General features: G+C 56.8%; 11 protein-coding genes. 9 read left to right on the top strand and 2 right to left on the bottom strand.

The genetic code is table 11. The features are described 5' to 3' along the window. The first annotated feature begins 142 nt into the window (after window positions 1-142). The 9 genes from Pla52o_RS19530 to Pla52o_RS19485 all read left to right on the top strand — a co-directional run bounded on the left by Pla52o_RS19530 (window position 143) and on the right by Pla52o_RS19485 (window position 14,965). Window positions 143-511, top strand: coding sequence for a hypothetical protein (locus tag Pla52o_RS19530; protein ID WP_146596296.1), 369 nt, complete (start codon window positions 143-145; stop codon window positions 509-511). Window positions 512-719: 208 nt separating this feature from the next. Continuing rightward, window positions 720-929 carry a hypothetical protein gene (locus Pla52o_RS19525; RefSeq protein WP_146596295.1) on the top strand — a complete coding sequence of 70 codons (210 nt, stop codon included), beginning with the start codon at window positions 720-722 and terminating at the stop codon, window positions 927-929. Between the two features lie 302 nt (window positions 930-1,231). Continuing rightward, window positions 1,232-1,579, top strand: coding sequence for a hypothetical protein (locus Pla52o_RS19520; RefSeq protein WP_146596294.1), 348 nt, complete (start codon window positions 1,232-1,234; stop codon window positions 1,577-1,579). Further along, window positions 1,573-3,768: a nucleotidyltransferase family protein gene (locus tag Pla52o_RS19515; RefSeq protein ID WP_146596293.1), complete on the top strand. Its 2,196-nt coding sequence runs from the start codon at window positions 1,573-1,575 to the stop codon at window positions 3,766-3,768. The genes Pla52o_RS19520 and Pla52o_RS19515 overlap by 7 nt, the downstream gene beginning before the upstream one ends. A gap of 848 nt (window positions 3,769-4,616) precedes the next feature. After that, window positions 4,617-5,996 carry a VanZ family protein gene (locus Pla52o_RS19510; protein ID WP_146596292.1) on the top strand — a complete coding sequence of 460 codons (1,380 nt, stop codon included), beginning with the start codon at window positions 4,617-4,619 and terminating at the stop codon, window positions 5,994-5,996. 394 nt (window positions 5,997-6,390) lie between these two features. Further along, window positions 6,391-7,638, top strand: coding sequence for a glycosyltransferase family 4 protein (locus tag Pla52o_RS19500; protein ID WP_231612486.1), 1,248 nt, complete (start codon window positions 6,391-6,393; stop codon window positions 7,636-7,638). A gap of 1,108 nt (window positions 7,639-8,746) precedes the next feature. Further along, a complete protein-coding gene (locus tag Pla52o_RS19495) occupies window positions 8,747-9,721 on the top strand; it encodes a hypothetical protein (protein ID WP_146596290.1) in 975 nt (324 codons plus the stop codon). A 128-nt stretch (window positions 9,722-9,849) separates the two neighbouring features. Continuing rightward, a complete protein-coding gene (locus Pla52o_RS19490; protein ID WP_146596289.1) occupies window positions 9,850-13,812 on the top strand; it encodes a PAS domain-containing protein in 3,963 nt (1,320 codons plus the stop codon). Between the two features lie 262 nt (window positions 13,813-14,074). After that, window positions 14,075-14,965 (top strand): response regulator, encoded by an 891-nt coding sequence (locus Pla52o_RS19485; RefSeq protein WP_146596288.1) that lies wholly within the window; start codon window positions 14,075-14,077, stop codon window positions 14,963-14,965. A 385-nt stretch (window positions 14,966-15,350) separates the two neighbouring features. Here Pla52o_RS19485 and Pla52o_RS19480 read toward each other — a convergent pair whose 3' ends face one another. After that, entirely contained in the window at window positions 15,351-15,785 is a 435-nt protein-coding gene (locus Pla52o_RS19480) for a type IV pilin protein (RefSeq protein WP_231612485.1), read from the bottom strand. 441 nt (window positions 15,786-16,226) lie between these two features. After that, window positions 16,227-18,872, bottom strand: coding sequence for an ATP-dependent chaperone ClpB (gene clpB / locus Pla52o_RS19475; protein ID WP_146596286.1), 2,646 nt, complete (start codon window positions 18,870-18,872; stop codon window positions 16,227-16,229). Window positions 18,873-19,056: the final 184 nt, after the last annotated feature.

The following is a 19,056-nucleotide window of genomic DNA, read 5'->3' as shown; positions in this document are numbered from 1 at the left end:
CGTTGCCTCGTCCACTACGGAAAACGTGAAGAAACTGCGAGCTTGCAGCTGAGCTTGGTTGTTCGGACAACGATTGATCTTCCGATGCGTGCCCCGTTTTGACAGAGAGTATTGAAGGGACAGGAAGATTGAGAGTGATCGGATGACGGTTTTCTCATCTTTTTGCCCTCCATTTTTTTGTCGCTCATCGGGCATGAGCTTTTGGGGATGCCCTGTTTTTACAGAAAAATGGAGACAGGAAAATAAAGCCAGATCAGGTGCTCGGTATTTCCATCTTTCTGTCCCCCATTTTTCTGTTCATCTTCGGGCATGGGGGATTGTCTGGTTGCGGCTCGAGATTCTTAATGGCGCCTATTCGCGTTATTGGCGGGCCCCCTTTGCTTTTTTGTTCTGCCCGCGAATCACGCCAATCGACGCAAATGTTGGGCGGTTACTCGTTGACGCGTTGGGAAGTTTGCTGGTGCGTTTTGTTTGCGGAGCAAACAACGACTATCTGAGCAGCCTGCCGTGAGCCGTAGCCCCCTGTTTTGACTGGTTTGCTTTCGTTTTTTGCTGCCCGCTTGCCTGACCCCGCGATGCTTCTGTACACTTTTTGAGGCCTGATTGGCTTTTCCGTGACCTAAACCGTGTTGCGGGCTCGTTTGGTAACTATAGTATTGGGACCCATCGCTGGTCTCGCCTGCGAGTGACCGCGCTGATTGCACAGGAAAAAAATTGATATGCATCTAGAGAACGAGAATCCTGAGTTGAATGACGATGCCGTGGATCACACCACAGCGACGCAAGTCAATCCGCAACGACGTCGCATGCTGATGATGGCGGCGGTGGTCGGCGGCCCGATGATCGTCGCCGGCTCGGCGCAAACCGCCCACGCTCAAGGCCCTACGTCGAAGGTTTCCGGACCAAGTGTGCCTCCGACGACCCCATAGTGACACGCCGATCGCCATATCACACTCGCTGATTCGCGCTCCGTGTATCGCGGGTTGGCGCTGATTGACTTCGCGGCCGTGGAATGAAAAAGAAAGCGACGATTGTGTATTGTGCTTCCTGCTTGACGCCAGATCGATGGCGCGGCGAATTCTCTTCTACACTTCGTGATGTCTAATTATCGGGTGGCAACCGATTTTCTCCTGTTTCTTCCCTGCGGCGGTCTCACCGTCGTCTCCCGCGATGTTCAAGATTCGGTGGTAACTGGTTTCTCACGCGCCGACCGTTCGCCCCAGCTTAAACCATGACTACCGAAACGAGCCAAACGGAGATCGCTGTGACCGCCGCTACGCCGCTGGAGCGTCGTTGGCGTTGCTCACAGAACGAGATTTTGATCGAGCGGTTGGCCGAGAACGAGTTTGCCGTCTTCAGTGCTTCCTATTGGGATTCCTACCTGATGAACGCGATCGATGTCGCTGTTTTGCGTTTCTTGATGCAACGTGCTGGGCAGGCGAGTGGGGAAGGCGAGCTGGGGAAAATGGTGGCCGCGGAGGTCGAGCTGGCTTATGACGCCACGTTTCAGAACTACATTGCCGAGGCATTGTCGCAAATGGCGTTGGTTGGCTTGATTGACCAGGAGTCTCCGTGCTGAAGATCGCCGACGTCACTCTTGACGAACTCGCGACGCGACTACGAAACGAGGGGATCGGACTTCGGTTTGGTCCTTACACGTTTCGGATCCAGTCGGAGCTTCCTTTGATTGCTCAAGCGGTCCACGTTTTACATGGGGATCATCCGCTGGTGCCGCCGTACGAGTTTTCAGATTTTCGGATGCGGTTGGATCCTAGGTTTGAACGTGGCAGAAGGATGGTAGTCGCCACGGTCAATGGACATATTTGGCAAGCGTGGCCGCGCCGCTTGACGGTGGCGGGGATGGAATGGGTTTGCAGTTGGTGTTTTTTTCGTGCCTCGCACCGACATCTTGCCATCCACGGCGCCTCGGCGCTAATCCCCGGTTCGGAGAATCAAACGCTCGTCTTTCCCGGTAACTCGGGAGCAGGGAAAAGCACCCTCGCGTCAACCTTGATGATGTGCGGATGGGGATTGCTGAGTGATGAAATCTCGATGTTTGATCTCGATGACTTGACCCTGACGGCGCTCGGCCGTCCGACCATCTTGAAGGGCCATTCGTTGGAACTGATCTCCGAGCGTTATGGCAGCGATGCGGTGTTCGGCCCGTACGGCAGAATCGTCGATCCTCCAGTACAAATCGCTCATCTTCGTTCCACGGCGAAGTCGCATGCGCTAAGAGGTAAATCCTTTTCCCCCGCCGCAATCGTGTTCCCTCGCCGCGGTCCGGGCCAACGTTTGGAACTAAAACCAGTCACCCCGGGTGGGTTGTTCACCCGCTTGAACCAGTTCGGGATTAATTATCGTCAACTCGGTGAGTCGGGATTTCAGGCGACGGTGCGTTTAGCCAAACACGTGCCTGCTTTTGAACTGTTTTACGACGAGGCGGCCGATGCCGAGCGATTTTTGCGAGATCATGATTGGAACGAGGTTGCGATCGCCGCCACGGAGCGTTCGGATCCAAAGCGTAGCGTGCACGAGTCGCCCGGTAGGAACCGGCCCTGCGCTTCAACCGCAGCGCTCAGCGCGGCGGATCCTGTGTCGGTTTGCACGAAGGTGTCCGCAGCGCCACCGCGTGGAGTCGCGGCAAACGCAGACATTTGGAACGAGGATCTGACCCAGATGATTGACCTGCTGCGTGGGCGTGTGCCACTGGAAAGCGTGTCATTGCCCCAGTGGGATGCGCTGACACTCGTCGCCTCGCACACCGGGCTGCTTTCCCGGGTCGCTTGGCGTGCGCGCGAAAGTGCCGCCTGGGAATGGATCCCTGCGCCGGCTCGCTCACGATTGGAACACGAAATTCAGTCCACCCGATTCAACGACATCACGTTTGGATTCGAGCTGCGCCAACTGAAAACGGCGTTGGCGGCGGTGGACGATCCAGTGGTGTTATTGAAAGGAGTGGCCTATCTCGCCGCAGCGATGCCCTGGGCGGGCGGCCGACGAACCAATGACGTCGATCTCTTAGTGAGCGAAGCGGCCTTGCCGCGGGTGGAAGCGGCGCTGCGTCGGGTGGGTTACGCGGTGGATGACGATTTATCCGAGGCCGATTGCCGTTACTATCGTCGTTGGCTGCACGAGTTGGCTCCGTTGAAACATGCTTATCGGCGGATTGAAGTGGATGTCCATTTTCGACTGTTACCCATTTCGGACCCACGCAGCTTTGTGGCCGATGAATTGATTGCCCGTTCGATACGCCTACCGGACAGCCCCTTTTCGATTCTCGACCGAGTCGATCGCGTGCTTCATTCGGCATTGAATCTGGCCCGAACCGGTGAGTTTCAGCGCGCGTTTCGCGATCTTTGGGACATCAGCTGTATGATCGAGCAGCCGTGCGATTTGGCCGGGGCGCAATCCGGTGAGAGATCCGACACGGCTCCGTTCGATTGGCAGGAATTGATCCGGCGGACGTGCGAATTGCAGCTCGGAATGCCAGTCGCTTGTATGTTAAGCTTGGCGATGGAGCTGTTGCAATTGGATTGTCCGGCGGAGGTAATCGAGCAGATGAGTGGAGGAAGCGTACAGCGTTTGCGACGCCAATGGATCTACCGCACGATGCGAGTCGCCGCGATCCCTGCGGGTCCCGATTTTCGCTCACGAAAACGTTGTTTCGCGTTGTGGTCGCTTGAGCATTATCCGCTGCCGAAGATGCGTACCTGGTTGGACCCGTTGACGTGGACCAAACGGATCGCGTTTACCAAAGACGATTGAGCGGTAGCCCGCTGCACTGCGCCGAGGGATGCCCAGTTTTGACAGGGAAATTGAGAGTGATCGGATGACGGTTTCCTCCTCTTTTTGCCCCCCATCTTTTTGTCGCTCGTCGGGCATGAGCTTTTAGGGATGCCCTGTTTTGACAGAAAAATGGAGACAGAAAATAAAGCCAGATCAGGTGCTCGGTATTCCCATTTTTCTGTCCCCCATTTTCCTGTTCATCTTCGGGTAGGGGGGATTGTCTAGCTGCGGTTCGGGATTCCTATTGGCGCTCATTCGCGTCATTCGCGGGCGCATTTTGGACGGGTTTTGCCCGCGAATGGCGCGGATGAACGCGAATGTTGCGTAACAGCTAGGAATTAGGGTCGAGCGTCGTGGACGAGGCAACGAGTCCATGGCAAAAAAAAAAAAAACAGGGACTCGTTGCCTCGTCCACTACGGAAAACGTGATGAAACGGCAAGCTTGCACCTGAGCTTGTTTGTTCGGACAACGATTGATCTTCTAGGGATGCCCTGTTTTGACAGAAAAATGGAGCCAGGAAGATAGAGCCAGATCAGGTGCTCGGTATTCCCATTTTTCTGTCCCCCATTTTCCTGTTCATCTTTGGGCCGGGGGGATTGTTTGGCTGCGACTCGGGATTCTTATTGTCGCCTATGTTGCGCGGGCACTCGTTGACGCGTTGGGGGGGCTTGCTGCTGCGTTTTGTTTGCGGAGCAAACAACGACTATCTGGTTGGCTCTGACGCTGCCGCGGCTTGCCGTTATGCTGTACGACGTTGGGTTGCTTGCCGCCGCGTTTTGTTTGCGGAGCAAACAACGACTTTCTCCCTCACCGCGGTAACGTTTTGATGAACGAGCTGGATCGTTTTCCCCGACCGCTGGACGATGGCTCGCCCCGTGTTTGGCTGGCCGTCCTGGGCTCGCTCGCTGCGGTGGCATTGGTCTACGCGTCGATCGTGCCGCTGGAGTACCGTCCGCTGGCACTCGACGAGGCGATCGAGCGATTCCGCTCGCTCCGCTGGCTAAATTTGAACGTCGATCGCCGCGCCGACTGGGTCGCCAACGGATTGGTCGCGCTGCCCTTCGGATTTCTGTTGGCCGGGGCAGCCGACCGCGACGGACGTCTGACCCTCCGCTACCTAGCCTCGCTGTTCGCCATCATCCTGTTTGGCAACACGTTGATCGTGGGGATCGAATTTCTGCAATTGTGGTACCCACGGCGAACCGTCTCGGGCAACGATATCGCCGCAGGTTGTGTCGCAGCCACGATCTCGCCACTGCTATGGATCGCCGTCGGTCGACCGGCGCTGGCGGTTTGGCGACGCGTCCGTACGTTGAGCTGGGATGCGTCTTCGTCGTCTCGGATCGCCACCGTGCTGCTGTGGTCGTTTTGCTCGCTGTTGCTCGTCTACTCCGTGCTGCCGCTGGACGTCATGTTCAGCCAAGCGGAGTGGGCTGCGAAAGCGAATGCGGGGAGATTCGCTTGGGTGCCTGGCTTGCACGTCGTGGCGCTTGATCCGCAACGAGGGCTGCTGGAACTGGCGATCGCGCTGGCCGTTTCAAGCTTGCGGATGGTGCCCTTGGGAATTTTGATCGTCTTGGCCCGCATGCAGCACCGCGGGCTGGCGATCATGTTGGGCTTTCCAATCTTGATTGAATTGCTGCAAGCGCCCATCTTCACTCGCTACACCACGCTAGCCGATGTCGTCTGTGGCTGGGCCGGGGCCGCGATCGGCGTGGTGCTGGCGACTCATTGGACTGCGATTCAGCGAATCACGGACCGAGTCAGCGTTCGCTGTGCGTCGCTGTTGTTGGTAGTGCTGGGCATCTTTGTCGCGTTTTTGGCCAGGTATGAACGGGTCGCAAACCGGGCTGAAATCGATGCGGGCTGGATCGACTTCTGGTCGCCTCCGTTTGTGAAGTATTACTACACCTCCGAATTCCTGGCCGGTTCGAATCTGGTCGGCAAGATGATCCTGTTTGCCGCTTTGGGAGTCGCGCTGGCCCACGTTTTTTCACGCCCTGGTTCACGCCAGCAAACTCCTGGCGTCGTCGCCTCGCTGACCTCGATCCTGGTGGTGCTGGGCACCGGTTTGACGATCGAAGTGGCCCAGGTCTACCTGGTCCCCTTTTACGCTGATGCTTCGGACGTGTTGATCTATGCCGCCGGTGCGCTCGGCGGCTGGCTCAGCTACCGCGTCGTCGTGACGTGGGCTGGAGGGGAGTGAAGGAGTGAAGGAGTGAAGGAGTGAAGGAGTGAAGGAGTGAAGGAGTGAAGGAGTGAAGGAGACAAGGAGACAGGGAGACAAGGAGACAAGGAGACAAGGAGACAAGGAGACAAGGAGACAAGGAGACAAGGAGACAAGGAGAGGGAGTGAGGAGTGGGGAGTGGGGAGTGGGGAGTGGGGAGTGGGGAGTGGGGAGTGGGGAAGAAGAAGGGATGGTGGTGGGAGGGACGGAGGAAGAAGGGACGGTGGGACGGTGGGACGGTGGGACGGTGGGACGGTGCGTTTTGTTTGCGGAGCAAACAACGACTTTGGGCCTTGGGGACCGAACGCTGTTGGCGTAAAACCTAGCTTCCTCGGTGGCTGAGCTGCCCTTTTCGGATTCGTATTGAGACGCATGAGTTTGAATTCATTGATGAATGACGCCCCGACAGTTGATGAATCTGTCGGTAATGAAACGATCGCAAGCGGTGTCACGGCCAATGCGCGGGCACGCTCTCTGTTGTCCGAGCCGAGCTCGCATCCGCTGGTGCTGCACGTGCGGATCGTCAGTGGTACTGGGGGAGGACCGGAAAAAACGATCCTCCATTCGCCTCGTTTCTTGCACCCTCTGGGCTACGACTGCGTTTGTGTTTATCTGCGTGACCCAGCCGATGAAGGGTTTGCTGCGATCCAACGCCGCGCCGAAACGGCCGATGCGCCGTTGGTCGCGGTGGACGATGCCGGGGCGACCGACTACCGCATCTACGCTCGGCTGGACGAGCTGCTCAAACGGCTCGGGAATCGTCCCTTGATCTGGCATGGCCACGATTACAAAAGCAATCTGGCGGGCTTGTGGTTGCGGCGTCGCTACCCGATGCAGCTCGTTTCCACGGTGCACGGCTGGGTGCTCAATACCTGGAAAACGCCCCTCTATTACGCCATCGACCGTTGGTGCTTGCGGCGCTACGAGGCGGTCGTCTGTGTCTCGACCGATTTGTTTGATGCGTGCCGTCGGGGACGTGTCCCCGCGGACCGTTTGTCGATGATCGACAATGCGATCGATACCGAGCAATATCGCCGGCGACAAACGATTGCCCAGGCCAAGGCCGCGATCGATTGGCCGGAATCGCGTAAATTGATTGGCGCCGTGGGACGCTTGTCGGAGGAAAAAGGGTTCGCGTTTCTGATCGATGCCGTGGGACAACTGGTCCAACAAGGACACGATGTCGGGCTGGTGATCGTCGGCGATGGGCCGCTCGCTGAGACGCTGAAGACTCAGATCGAACAGCAAGGATTGAGCGAGCGGATTCGGATGGCCGGCTTTGTGGCGAACCCGGAAACCTATTACCAAGCGTTTGACGTGTATGCGCTGAGCAGTTTGCGGGAAGGGTTACCGAACGTGTTGTTGGAAGCGATGGCGTTCGAAGTGCCGATCGTGGCCACGCGGATCGCAGGCGTGCCGCGGTTGATCGATGGCCACCGCAACGGGTTGCTGGTGTCGCCGAGCGATCCCGAGGGGTTGGCAGCGGAGATCAAACGCGTGCTCGAGGATGCCGCACTGGCAGGTCGGCTGGGGCAAGGAGGCAGGGAGACGGTGGTGGACAAATTCTGTTTTCAAAAGCGGATGGAAAAAATGGCCGAGATCTACCGCTCACTGGCGTGAGCCGAAGCAGTGCACGAGACGCGAACGCAATTTGAAATTCGGCGTAGGTTTTAAGCCCAAGCGGCCTTCTCTGGTTCGTACTCCGCTGATTAATCCCCATGCACGAGGGTGAATAGGAAAATGGGGAACAGGAAAATGGGAATACCCAAGCACCTGATTCGCTTTAACCTTCCTGTCGAATCAGCGGCTATTAGGAACCGCGAGCTGCTGCCGTTCCCGTAGCTGCGTTCGCCAGAACGCGGACCACCGTCGAGCGACACGACCTACAGAAAAATTGGATAACCCCCAAGCACGTGATCCGCTTTCATTTTCCTGTCCCTCCATCTTTCTGTTAAAACCTTTCACGCGTCGGCAGAGTCTCGCGAGCCCGCTGCCTCGGCAAACTCGCCCGGCCGTTCCCGAAGCCCCTGCCGGAAATGAGAACAGGAAAATGGGGGACAGAAAAATTGGAAAACCCCCAAGCACGTGATCCGCTTTTACTTTCCTGTCCCTTCATCTTCCTGTTAAAACCTTTCACGCGTCGGCAGAGTCTCGCGAGCCCGCTGCCTCGGCATACTCACCCGGCCGTTCCCGAAGCCCCTGCCGGAAATGAGAACAGGAAAATGGGGGACAGAAAAATGAGAAAACCCCCAAGCACGCGATCCGCTTTCATTTTCCTGTCCCCCATCTTTCTGTTAAAACCTTTCGCGCGTCGGCGGAGTCTCGCGAGCCCGCTGCCTCGGCAAACTCGCCCGGCCGTTCCCGAAGCCCATGCCGGAAATGAGAACAGGAAAATGGGGGACAGAAAAATTGGAAAACCCCCAAGCACGTGATCCGCTTTCATTTTCCTGTCCCCCATCTTTCTGTTAAAACCTTTCGCGCGTCGGCAGAGTCTCGCGAGCCCCTGCCGGAAATGAGAACAGGAAAATGGGGGACAGGAAAATGGGAAAACCGTCATCTGATCTCTCTTGATCTGCTTGTCACCAACAGGGCAGCCGCTGGCGGCCTACCGTGCGCCGCCCTTGAGCTGCGGCGTTCCAGCGGGCACACTCTTCACGTGGTGATCGCTCGCGCTTTTGCGGGGATCGGTCGTTCATTTCAATTTCTCTCCTGCCTGCGTAGTTCTTGGATGTTGTTGATCGCTGTCGACGAAGCTGGATATGGTCCCAAGCTAGGCCCCTTGGTCGTTGCGGCTACCGCGTGGCAGGTACCCGATGCGACGCTGGATCACGAGGCGGCGAACACCGACGACGCGATTTCAAATTGCTTTGCTCCGTTGCGCACGCCCCTGCGCTGTGGCGACTTGAAGGTCGTCGTCGATGATTCCAAAAAGCTGTTCAAGTCGCGTGCTCACGATCCGTTGGCGGTTCTGCATGCCGTGGTCAGTTGCTGTAAACATTGGTGCGGTGACGGCGAGCTGGACTTCAAACCGTGGCTGAAAAAAATCGCTAGAGGCGACGGGCCCTCGCTGAGGCAAGCGGAATGGCTTCGCGATCTGCGCGGCAATCGGTCTGTTGCCGCCGCGGACGCTCAAGGGGTGATCCAGCACTGGGGGCAAGCCGGGGCCGTGTTACAACACGTCGCCCTCCGCATCCTCACCGCTCGGCAATTCAATCAAGTGATTGCACGCGGAATGAACAAGTCCGATTTGTTATCCGACACGGCGTTGCGGTTAGTATGCGATGTTCTCGATCGCGATCCGACCGAGACGAATGTCCATGTCTATTGTGACCGTCACGGCGGTCGGCAATTCTACGGCGCGGTGCTTCAGCAAATTTGGCCTGATTGGCGGCTTCGCGTCGTTTCGGAGAGCAAACGGGAAAGCCGTTACGAACTTGGCTCGGGCGAGCGGACGATGCAGATCCGGTTCACGGTCAAGGGGGACTCGTTTCCGCCCGTTGCGATGTCGTCGATTCACGCCAAGTATCTGCGTGAATTGATGATGAATGCCCTCAACGCCTTCTTCGCAAAACACGCTGCCGCTGGGCAAACGATCCGTCCGACGGCCGGTTATCCGGTCGACGCCGATCGCTTCTTGTTGGAGACCGCCGAGATGATCGAGCGACTCGGGATTGACCCCTCCCATCTGATTCGCTGCCGCTGAGTTCCCGTTGAGATCGTGTTACGCGGCCTGCGATGCGGTTCTTGATGGCAATTCTTGTCCCAACCAGTGCGAGTGCCGAGACAAGCAGCTAAAATAAGGGAGCTTCTCTCTCCCCTGAAGGCTGGATTATGAATGACCCTGTCTCTGCGTCTGCGACAACGTCGGTGCCGTTCGATTCCACGCGAGCGATTATGGATCACGTTTCGGACGTGATTTGGTCATCGACGATCGACGGCAAAATGCTGTTGTATATGAATCGCGCCGCGGAATCGATTTTCGGTGTTTCGGCGCAGCCGTTGGGCACCGTCGAAGTGCGTCAGCGCTTGATCCATAGCGAAGATCGTATCGAGGTCAGCCGCAACATCCGCAACGTGTGCGACGAGGGGGCGCTGCGGCACAAGTACCGTGTCGTCGATCCTGCGGGCAAAGTGACTTGGTTGGATGAGCGTTTGTCGGTCGTGAAGGATGCAAACGGCGACCCGATTCGGATTGATGCGGTGGCGCACGCGATTTCGCCTAAAGATTTTTCGCTGCCCACGCCACTGGAGTTCTTCAGCAAGCGTCAAACGCTTCGCGAACATGTGCAATTGAATGTCACACGCAAGGACAAACAGGGGCGTATTCAATACGCCAACGACAACTTTTGTAACGCAGTGGGGAAGCCTGTGGAAGAGTTGATCGGGAAAACCGATTTCGACATCTACCCAGCCGAGTTGGCAAAATTTTATGTTGAGAATGATCAAGCGGTCATGTCCAGCGGTTTGCCGGAGCATGTGGTCGAAGAGAACATTGCCGCGGATGGGTCGGTCGTTTACGTCGAAGTCTTAAAGCTGCCGAGCTTCAATACCAAAGGAAAGGTGGTTGGGATCCAGGTGATTTTTTGGGATGTCAGCAGCCAAAAAGCGACCGAGGTTGAATTACAGCAAGCTCGGTTTTTAATGGACACGTTGCTCGAGAACGTTCCTGATGCAATCTATTTCAAGGACAGCGAGAGCCGCTTTATCCGCATTAGTCGTGCGCATGCCAAGTTATTTCGCTTGACCGATCCGGCCGATGCGGTGGGCAAATCGGATGCGGATTTCTTTGGCATCGATCATGCCCGATCCGCCTTGGCCGACGAGCGACGGATCATGAAGACCGGAGAAGCGATCATTGCCCAAGTGGAACGCGAGACGTGGCCGGACCGCGAGGATACATGGTGCTCGTCGACCAAATTGCCGCTGCGTGATCCTCACGGGAAAATCATCGGAACGTTTGGGATTTCACGCGATGTGACTCAGCAAATTCGCGCCGAACAGGAGCTGGCTCGCGAACGAGATTTGTTGAAAACGATCACCAACAACATTCCCGATTTGATCTATGTCAAAGATCGTTACGGACGATTCGTGACTGGCAATACCGCCTTGCTCGGGTTATTTAACTTGGAAACGGTCGAGCAGATCGTCGGTAAAACGGATTACGATTTTCTGCCCGCCGAATTGGCTTGTAACTACGTCACCGATGACCAGAATGTGATCCGTTCGGGGACCCCGTTGATCGATCAAGAAGAGTCGGCTCAAGATGTCAACGGTCAGGAACGTTGGCTATTGACGACCAAGGTTCCGTTGCGAGGCAGCGACGGATCGGTGATCGGAATTGTGGGAATTGGACGCGACATCACCGCTCGCAAACTTGCGTCCGAAGAGTTGCTCCGGGCGATGGAGGCGGCCGACGCTGCGAATCGAGCGAAGAGCGATTTCCTGGCCAACATGAGCCACGAGATTCGCACCCCGATGAACGCCATCATCGGGATGACCGAGTTGCTATTGGACACCAAGCTCGATGCGAATCAGCGTGGATATTTAAGGATGGTGGGTGAGTCCGGCGATGCGCTGTTGTCGATTATCAACGACGTGTTGGACTTTTCCAAAATCGAAGCTGGCATGCTCGAAATCGACAGCATTCCTTTCGATCTACGAGAAACGCTCGGCGATACGATGAAAACGTTGGCCGTTCGCGCCCATGCCAAGGGGCTCGAATTGGCCTTCCGTGTCGCCCCGGATATCCCTCCCTATGTCGTCGGTGATGCAGGGCGAATTCGCCAGGTGTTGATCAATTTGGTCGGCAATGCGATCAAGTTTACCGAACAGGGAGAGGTGGTGGTGGACGTGGAATTGAAATCACAATCACGCTCGCAAACCGAATTGAGCGTGTGTGTTCGCGATACGGGCATTGGGATTGCTACCAGCAAATGTAGGACGGTGTTCAATGAGTTTGAGCAAGCCGATTCGTCCACGACCCGTCGCTACGGTGGCACCGGTTTGGGGCTGGCGATTTCATCCCGGTTGGTCAGCATGATGGGCGGAACCATTTGGGTCGAAAGTAGTGTTGGGGTGGGAAGCCGATTTTATTTTACTGTCCAGTTGGGGATTGCCGACGAAGGGGTGTCCGCGACGAACCAACGAGGCATGGTGGTGGTGGGCGGCACGCGCGTGTTAGTCGTCGATGATAACGAAACGAATCGTTTGATTCTGCACGAAATGTTGAGCAATTGGGGCATGCAACCGACGCTGGCGTGTGGCACCGAAGAAGCGATCAAGGAGATCCGAGCGGCGATCCGAGCCAAGTCGCCGTTTGGATTGACGATCGCCGATGTCAATATGCCCGACCAAGATGGTTTTGAGTTCGCGAAACGGGTGCGTCATGAACAATGCATCAACGACATGCCGATCATCATGCTGACCTCTGGCGGACGTCTAGGCGATAAGCAACGACGCGATGAATTTCGTGTCACCGATCGCTTGATGAAACCGGTCAAACAGTCCGAGTTGTTCGATTCCGTCGTCCGCGCCCTAGGAGTCAATGTTACCGAAGATCATCACGAGTCCCATCCGGTGCCGCAGCATGCGATCGGGCCGTTGCACATTTTGCTTGCCGAAGACAATTTGGTGAATCAAAAGCTTGCAGTCGGAGTGCTCAGCAAGCATGGGCACCAAGTCACCGTCGTCTGCGATGGTCAACAAGCCGTTGACGCGGTCCAGCGGGAATCCTTTGATCTGGTTTTGATGGACATTCAAATGCCGGAAATGGATGGATTGACCGCTGCTCGTAAAATTCGTGAAGCCGAACAAGGGACCGGAGTTCGGTTGCCGATCATTGCGATGACCGCTCATGCGATGAAAGGGGATCGTGAAGGGTGTCTCGAGGCGGGCATGGACGAGTATGTCCCGAAACCGATCCGCATCGCAAACCTGTTTGAGAAATTAGCCAAAGTGCTGCCGGAAGCGAAGTGCGGTAAAGCCTCATTCGCAGAAGCCGAGTCCGCAGAAGCCCAGTCCGGAGAAGCACCGTCCTCCGAAACGCATCCCTCCGAAGCCCAGCCCGCTAAAGCCCAGCCCGCTAAAGCCCAGCCCGCTAAAGCCCAGCCCGCTAAAGCCCAGCCCGCTAAAGCCCAGCCCGCTAAAACGCAGTCCGCTAAAACGCAGTCCGCTGAAGGGGTGTCCTCCGCAGCTGCGTCCACAACCGGCCAGGACGCTGGCTCCCCACCGCCGGATGACTCGCCGCCGGATGACTCGCCGCCGGATGACTCGCCGCCAGATGACTCGCCGCCAGATGACTCGCCGCCAGATGCCGCACGGCCTGATGAATCGTCGCCGCATGCCTCACCTGCTGATGCCCTGCCGGATGCTGATCCTGCGTCGGCCCAGCAACGTATCTCAGCGTCGCCGCAGCATGACGGCACAACGCAGTCCGCCAATTCGGTTTCGCCAGCGATCGAATGGACGAAGTTGCACAACACCATTGGTGATAATCCGTCGTTGGTCGTTGAGCTATTCAAAGCGTTTGACGAAGAGAGTACCACGTTGATCCAGTTGATCGACAACGCTGCGGAGGCGCGGGATGCGACGTTGCTGAAGACTTCGACTCACACCTTGAAGGGGGCGGCGATGGCGATCGGAGCCACGGCGCTGGCGGATTGCACGATCGAGGTGGAGAAGGTCGGCAAAACGAATCAGTTCGAAAACGTGGCGGAGTTACTCAAGCATTTGCACCACCAACTTGACTCGACACTGGCGGAAACGAACGAGTATCTCGATACCGTCAATCGATAAACGGAGAGGCAGAAAACGAGGGGCAGAAAACTGGGGGTGTTGAGAAGAGGGGGGCAGAAAACGGGGGTGTTGAGAAGAGGGGCAGAGAAGCGGGGGCAGCGAACGAAGGAGGCAGGCAACTTCGCTCGCCGTTGGCAATGATGATGGAAGACAACCGATTCCGAACCCCTGTTTTAGAGAGTTCGTCTGCGTCCCCGTCCGATTTTTACATTTGCTCGTGGCGACCCCGCTGCACCGGTTACGACTCTGAAGAGGAAGCATCATGGCGCGAGTTCTATTGGTAGAAGACAGCCGGACCCAAGCGATCTTGTTACGCGCGATGCTCGAAGAGGATTCGCACGACGTGCATGTTGCCGGCGACGGGGTCGAGGCACTTGAGCTGATCTTCGAGACGATGCCCGAGATCGTGGTGACCGACATGCAAATGCCAAACATGAACGGTCTCGAACTCGTGCGAGCCCTGCGGAAGCAACACCCCGCAATCCCAGTGATCTTGATCACCGCCCAGGGCAGCGAGGAGCTCTCCGCCCAAGCGCTGCAAGAAGGTGCTGCGGCGTACTTGCCAAAATCGGTTGTCGATGAAGAATTGCTTGGCTCGATCGAGCACGTCCTCGCGCTGATGGCGACTCAAGTGAGTTACCGGGATCTGATCAAGCGACTGGACTACAACCAATTTCAATTCACGTTAGAAAATGACCCGAGTTTGATCTCGCCTTTGGTGCATTTGATGCAGCAAGTCGCCTCGGGAATGCATTTCAGTGACGATGTCACTCGAGCTCGCATTGGTATGGCGATCGAGCAAGCCTTGCTCAACGCGATGTTCCGTGGCAATTTAGAGATCAGCCGCGAAGCGCAACTTGAAGACGAAGAGCTACAGGTTTCCGCAGAGATGACGCTTGTCCAGCGGCGGCGCAGCGAATCGCCCTACGGTGATCGTCGGGTCCTGTTTCGCGCCCATCTCGGTCACACCGAACTCGTCTTTATCATCACGGATGAAGGCCCCGGCTTCGATGCCCAAGCGTTGATGTCCGCGGACGCATCTCAGGTTCTCGAGATCGAGCGGGGCCGCGGCCTCGTGCTGATCCGATCCTTTATGGACGAAGTCCGTTTCAATGAAGCGGGAAATGAAATCGTGATGATCAAGCGTTTTTAAGCTCTCCTCATTCGTCTGCGGATCAGCCAATCGTATCCCGCAGTGATTGTGGGTATTAGCTATAAGCGACGGCAAAATGCGTTAGTTTTGAAGTTGCGCTATCGCAGTTTTACCAGGCAAATCATAACCCGACGCGTGAGCGAGGGACCGCATCCGAAGTTCAGCCCCAACGGGGCGGCGCTATGTGAATCACGGGATTAGGGCCTCCCCTTTGGGGCTAACAGATTCCATTGGGCAACGAAATCCCAGGGTTTCACCCTGGGCTGACATAGGGCCGCCTCTTTGGGGCTATCGGGCAATGCGATCTGTTAACCACAGCCGCGGGCGGGGCGGCGTTATGTCCGCCCAGGGCACAGCGCAGCGCCGCCCTGGGTTAACTTGCTCGCTAGAGTTTTGCCAACGCTCGAGGATCACTCGCCTGCCATGCACCGATGTTTGCTGGCACGATCCACGGCTGGACCGACGACGCACTGGCGACAAATCCTGAGCCATCAAAGGTGATTTCGTAAGCACCAAACAAGGGGGCAACGCCCACTCGATTGAGCTGCATTCGCCATGCCGGCCCTGTTGTATCACGCTGTCGAATTTCGAGCTCTCCCACCGCAAAATAGGCTGGCGAGGGGATCGACAGATCCAAATCGGCTAGTCGCTCGGCATAGGTCCCCGTTTGAGCGAAATAACGCTGTTGTGAATGTTGGACCTCGTACAGGTATTCAAACGCCGTCGTCACGCGTGACCGCTCGGTGACCCACGAACGGAGCGCCATCATCGCCGCTCCGGCAACGCTGAGGCAACCTAGCAACAGCACGACCTGGAACATCGCTAAACCTCGGCGAGGTCGTGTTCGGCAAGCACCTGTTTGATTCAAACGCAATTTCATCAATCCACATCAGCAAAGTAAGAGACGCTTATGAAGGAATAGCTCGAATCGGATCGCAGCGTTGGCGTCAAATGACTGAATCGTCAAACTCGCCAACTCGATCCCGATAGTCGAGGTGGATTGGAGGAATCAATCCGATTAAACGCGTTGTTCGGAATGAGCCGAACATGAAAAGGGGAATGAGATCCTAGCCTAGGTCGAGGCTGGAAGCGTCCCTCTTGCGATCCTTGTTATCGGCAAACGAGACGCTCCGGCTACGTTTTTTTTGCGAGATCCACTTGGGCGATTTTAAATTGGCCGCAGGGTCGGTTCCCACCGGCCTTCGCTTCAGTGAGGCCGCTGGGAAGCGGCCCAACATCTCGACTCAATTTTTAATATCCACTAGTGCTGCGTGAACACGTATTGGCCGTCTTGGAAATCGACCTGCACGGTGCTGCCTTCGGGATAGGAACTCTTCAACAACGCCGTCGCCAAACGATTTTGGACCTCGTTTTGAATCACCCGTTTGAGGGGGCGGGCGCCGTAGGTCGGGTCGTATCCGGCCGATGCAATTTCATCAACCGCAGCCTCGGTCACCTTCAACAGCAATCCGTTTTCTTGTAACCGGTGTCCGAGCGAGAGCAGTTGCAGTTTGACGATCTGGCGAATCTGTGGTCGATCGAGCGGTTTAAAGATCACGACATCGTCGATCCGATTCAAGAATTCGGGCAGGAAGCGTGCGCGTAGCGATTCTTGAACCGCTTCGTACATCGCTTGCTCACTGCCTCCCTCTTCGGTCAACTTGCGAATCACTTGGCTGCCCGCGTTGCTGGTCATCACGATGACGGTATTCGTGAAATTGACCGTTCTTCCGTGTCCATCGGTCAAGCGGCCATCGTCAAGGACTTGCAACAAGATGTTGAAGACATCGGGATGTGCTTTTTCCATTTCGTCGAGCAACACGACGGCGTAAGGGCGGCGGCGAACCGCCTCGGTCAACTTGCCCCCTTCTTCGTAGCCCACGTATCCAGGAGGGGCACCGATCAAGCGTGACACGCTGTGTCGTTCCATGAACTCGCTCATGTCGATCCGCACCATCGCTTGCTCGTCATCGAACATCACTTCGGCAAGCGCCTTGCACAATTCCGTTTTGCCGACGCCGGTGGGGCCGAGAAACAAAAACGATCCGATCGGACGTTCCGGGTCTTGCAATCCACTACGGCTACGGCGCACCGCATCCGAGACGGCCTGGACCGCCTCGTCTTGACCGATCACACGCTGATGCAGTCGTTCTTCCATCACCAACAACTTGGCTCGCTCGGTCTCGAGCATGCGGTTCAGAGGTACCCCGGTCCATGCGCTGACGACTTCGGCGATCTCTTCCTCGGTTACATCGTGACGGAGTAAACGGCGTTTTTCCGCATGGGTATCGCTCTCGTCTTTGGCCGTCGCGTCTCGTTGTTCGGCATCGTCAAGTTTGTCTTGCAACTCGCTCAAACGCGCCCGCACCTCGAGCATCTCACGATAAACCTCTTCGGGGCTTTCGCCACGCAATTGTTTTTGCTTGGCGTCCGAATCGAGCGTGGTGAATCGATGCTCAAGTCGCTCGACTTCCTGGCGAACCGATTGAACGTCATCGAGACCCATCTTCTCCGCATCCCACTGCTCGCGGAGACTGGCGAGTTCGTGATTGAGCGTGGCCATTTCGCCCTCCACCTCTTCGCGTTTTTCCATCGCGGAGGCTTCGGTTTCGTCGACGAGTTGTCGATGTGCGAGTTCGAGTTGCCGCAGTCGGCGTTGGATTCGATCGATCGGCTCCGGCACACTTTCCTTTTCCATCGCCAAACGGCTGGCCGCTTCATCGACCAAGTCAATCGCTTTGTCCGGCAGAAATCGATCGGCGATATAACGGTGGGAAAGATTCGCGGCGGCCACCAGGGCGCTGTCGGTGATCCGAACCCCGTGATGCGATTCGTAGCGTGATTTCAGCCCTCGCAAAATCGCGATCGTGTCCTCGACCGTCGGTTCGCCCACGTAAACGGGTTGGAAACGCCGCTCGAGTGCGGCGTCCTTCTCGATGTTTTGCCGATACTCATCCAACGTCGTCGCTCCGATACAACGGAGCATGCCACGGGCAAGTTCAGGTTTGAGCAAGTTGGCGGCATCGGGGGACCCTTCAGCTTTGCCCGCTCCGACGACAAGATGCAATTCGTCGATAAACAAGATCACTTGACCATTGGCATCTTTGACCTCGCGCAGCACCGCTTTGAGTCGCTCTTCAAAATCGCCACGGAACTTCGCTCCGGCGACGAGCGCTCCCATGTCAAGCGAAATGACACGTTTGTCTTTCAAGCTTTGCGGGACATCGCCCTCGAAGATCCGCAGCGCCAAGCCTTCGGCGATCGCGGTTTTCCCGACGCCAGGTTGGCCGATCAGCACGGGATTGTTTTTGGTGCGACGCGAGAGGACTTGGATCACGCGGCGGATTTCATTGTCGCGCCCAATCACCGGATCAAGCGTCCCCTTGGCGGCCAATTGCGTCAAATCGACGCCATACTTCTCCAGCGCCTGGTAGGTATCTTCCGCGTTGGGGTCGGTCACCCGCGCCGAACCACGAACCTCACTCATGGCTTTGAGCACGTCGGCTTCGCTGATTCCCATCAACTTGAGTAGGTTGCGTGCTTTGCTTTCGACCTTGGCAATTCCGAGCAGCAAGTGTTCGGTGCTGACGTATTCGTCTTTCAATTTTGCCGCGACTTCGGCGGCCGCGTCAAACGTCCGCTGCAGCGCTGGCGCGATCCCCGGCTGGCGGCCTCCGGAAACGGAGGGCGATTTCTGGATTTCACTCTGCACAAGCTCTTTTAACTTGTCCGCGTCGGCGTTCATCTTCTTCAGCATCGGACGGGTGATCCCATCGCTTTCCTCGAGCATCGCTGCGAGCAAGTGCAGCGGCAGAATCTCGGGATTGCCAGCCGATGTCGCCAACCCCTGGGCCTGGGACACGAGTGATTGAGCTTTGGTGGTGAGTTTATCGAACCGAAACGCCATAACACGAAACTCCTTTGCAGAAGAGAAGAGCCGCGCCCTTGATCCGGTCAAAAGATCACGGCGCGTTTCCGGGAAAGATTGCGATGCACGCTATTCCCGGAATCGAAGCGTGCTTGCGCCGAACACCCGTGCTCCTCACTCAGGAGCGGGAGAAATCATGACGGTAAACGCAGCGGGTGGCGAC

The sequence above is a fragment of the Novipirellula galeiformis genome (assembly GCF_007860095.1).
GTDB classification, from domain to species: domain Bacteria; phylum Planctomycetota; class Planctomycetia; order Pirellulales; family Pirellulaceae; genus Novipirellula; species Novipirellula galeiformis.
This window is presented reverse-complemented; position numbering and strand designations above follow the sequence as displayed.